The 3,200-nt window shown below is 39.3% G+C and carries 3 protein-coding genes; all 3 read right to left on the reverse strand.

Annotated elements, in window-relative coordinates; translation table 11 throughout:
• Positions 1 to 90: 90 nt before the first annotated feature.
• Positions 91 to 843, reverse strand: coding sequence for a DUF3379 family protein (locus tag GQR46_RS18060; RefSeq protein WP_165741872.1), 753 nt, complete (start codon positions 841 to 843; stop codon positions 91 to 93).
• On the reverse strand, positions 843 to 1,400 hold the full coding sequence (locus GQR46_RS18065) for a sigma-70 family RNA polymerase sigma factor (protein WP_032827217.1): 558 nt from the start codon (positions 1,398 to 1,400) through the stop codon (positions 843 to 845). The genes GQR46_RS18060 and GQR46_RS18065 overlap by 1 nt, the downstream gene beginning before the upstream one ends.
• Before the next feature lie 61 nt (positions 1,401 to 1,461).
• On the reverse strand, positions 1,462 to 3,120 hold the full coding sequence (locus GQR46_RS18070) for a BatD family protein (protein ID WP_165741875.1): 1,659 nt from the start codon (positions 3,118 to 3,120) through the stop codon (positions 1,462 to 1,464).
• Positions 3,121 to 3,200: the final 80 nt, after the last annotated feature.

Below are 3,200 nucleotides of genomic sequence, written 5' to 3' on the forward strand. Positions count from 1 at the left end.
CAGAGGTTTTGAGTATAAAAGAAAAGGTTTATTGGTGGGTATATAATCAAAAAACCGCTTAGTAGGAACTAAGCGGTAAATTTGTTTATTTTAAAGCCAACGAATAGCGCCAGTAACGCGTTCGTTATAAGTATTTAGAGGTGCTCCAACACTTGCCACTAAAATAGTATCTGCTTGTGAGCCTCGGTTAATATGACCTTCAAAGCGCTCGTCTTTGAAATTATCATCACCAAAACCAAATGATTTATTTTCAGATGGCACTATAAATACAGTCATTGGGCCAAAGTCAGACTCAAATATCAAATGCAGCCCTTTTTCGCCTTTAAAATCACAAAACATAGCGTAAGTTACATCACCAGGAAGTTCATCAAGATGACCACCTAATACTGCAAGCTTGTCGTTAACGCTTTGTAGGCTAATGGGCTCTTTTTTGTCAAGCGCACTAATTTCGTAGTACACATGGGCAAGCGCATGCTCACCCGCTTCGTGTGCAATATTTTGCTCTGTACTAAAAAAGAAGGCACTAATAGCCACTACAAAAGACGCTGCTAATGCAAGATGCACTCGGTCAAACTTAAAACGCGAGCGGGCATCAACCACGTTCTTTCCCGTTGCTTGCTCTTCTTGTAGCGCTTTTTCTTTTAACGATGTGTTTAAAAGAATGCGGTCTGCAAGGTTTTCAGGCACAGGTATATCTAAAGAGTCTTGAATATACTTATCAAAATCTTTCATATCGTTAATAAAACTTTGTCGCTCAGGGTTATTGTTAGCAAACTCCATGAGCTCCTTGTCAATGTCGTTTGGCTGCGCAATAGTGCGGCGACGAAACTCAAGTTCATCCATTATTTTGATGCCCCTTTAAGTTGTTCATCATCACGGCTTAAAGCCTCTTTAAGTTGATTTCGGGCACGGTATAAACGAGTCATTACCGTGTTTTTATTTAAATTAAGTATGCCTGCGATCTCTTCACCAGAGCAGCCCATTACAACTTGTAGTAATAATGGCTCTCGGTATTCATCAGATAGCAGGGCAATCTGGCGTTGAATAACCGTTTGCTCCATTTCATCATCTAATGAGTGGCTGGTTTCATCAACAAGCGTATCGTTTTCTACGTCGCTGTAATCAAACTGTTTACGTTCAAATCGGCGCGCATTTTCTCTTCGTAATATAGTAAGCAGCCAAGGTTTAGCTGCCTTTTGATCAAGTAAAGAGTCGAGAGAACGCCACGCGCGTAAAAACGTTTCTTGTACTAAATCATCTGCTATGTGCGGATCACGGCATAACCAATAAGCAAAGCGATAAAGCTCTTTATTGTAAACGTGGACCAAGGCTTCATAACGCTTTTGTTTCTCTGCCATATCGATTAAGACCTGATTGTTTGATTTTTTCTTTCCAAGCATAAGCACTTTTTTAATTAAAAATTATTATTTATTGCAAAAAAAGACCTGAGTATCGTAGTTATTAATCATAAAGGTCTTTTAATACAGCTTGTTGCGACTTTGATGCTTGAGTTTGATAGTTCTCAAGAATTTTAATAATAGCATTAAGATCCGTGTTTGCGCCTTTATTACTATAAAGTTGTGCCTGCAATTGGCTAATGAGGCCATTAAGCTCGCTGCTCTTTACGCGATAGCAAAGCTCATCAATAGCGCCAACATTTTTGTGAGTCACCTTTACAGAAAAACTATTTAATGCGGTGTAAAAAGCTTTCACATCGTGTGTTTTAGCTAAAGCTTTAAGCTCATTCAAGTTTGGCTGAACAATACGCCCACTATTAATCTGTACTTTTTCAGTCGTATTTTTAGAAGAACGGGTAACTAGATAAAAAATTACAGTACCAATCCATAAAATATATCCTAAAACGGCAACTACAATTAACCAAAGAGGAGTATCTCTTTTAATTTCAATGTTTTGTGTGCCTAGATCTTCATTCGATATATTTTCAATAGCAGATGAATTATTTATATTTGGCTGCGGATTTGCCACAGCTGTATTAGCCGCAGTGCTACTAGGCGTTACCGTTATAGTGCGCTTTGGTAATGTAGCTACGCTAATACGATTCATTTTAGTGTTAAACCAAGGCAGTTTTATTTCAGGTAGGGTATAAGTACCTGGTTTTTGCGGCAGTAATGCATACGATGCGGTTTGCTGCGATACAACGCGTCCGTCACGTACTGCATTGTTATTTTCTTTTTTATCAGGGTAGCTGCGTATGCCATCAATGGTAGGCATAGAGATTTCAGGTAATTGCTCTTTTGTAACTCCAAGCGCAGTAAGTGTAATAGTACGTGTTATAGGCGTACCTACTTCTACGGTGTTGTCGTTAGGTTGCCATTCTTCATCAAGACTAACCAGCTCGCTTGGTAACCATGCACCTTTATAATCACTCGGAATTGGTTTAATTTCTATTTGCTGATCGTCGCCAAGAGCTGATACTTCTAATTGACGATAATTTTGTTGTACTCGCCCTTGAAAAGCGGGGCCTGCAATAGTGTACGCACCACTTTTTTGTGGCTGAATCAAATACTCGCGAGTAATAACAAGGTAGCGTTTACCATCAACAAGCTCATAGCTTTCAGTTTGCTTACCCAATTGGGTTAGCTGAGCATCTTCCATACTTGGTGTGCTTAAGCTGCCATCAAGCAGCTCTTTCGCAAGGTAAAGCTTAATAGTGTAAACACCGGCTTCTTGGACAAACAATGAATTACTCGAGAGCGACGTTTTTAAAAATATTTCGTTATTTTTATCTGCATCAACTGAGCGTTTTGCCACTTTTAATTTAATAGGCTGTGAGGTTAACCCTGCAACGCTAAATGCCGGAATAGTGTAATCACCCTCTGCACGGGTCATTAATTTAACTGACCACGTGGTTTGTTTATTAATGCTGCCATTAATAATGTTGGTACGAGAACTTAAGCTTGTTGGGCCTACCACAAAGTCTTTTAACAGCGATGAGGTGTCTGGTTGCTCGCCTTTAACTGTATCGTCTACGGATATATTAAGCATAAAAAATTCACCCGCTAAAACAGGGTTTTTATCTACGCTGGCTTCTAATTTGGTGGCAGCCCACGAAGGCATCGCACTTAATAGCAATAAACAGCAAAATAATCGCATTACCATGATTTTTCGACTCCTGTAGGGCGACGTTTATATTGTCTTTTTTGGGCTTCTAATTGCATTTTATTCCGTAATAAAATAGC

Source organism: Pseudoalteromonas sp. Z1A6 (assembly GCF_011378745.1).
GTDB classification, from domain to species: Bacteria; Pseudomonadota; Gammaproteobacteria; order Enterobacterales; family Alteromonadaceae; genus Pseudoalteromonas; species Pseudoalteromonas arctica.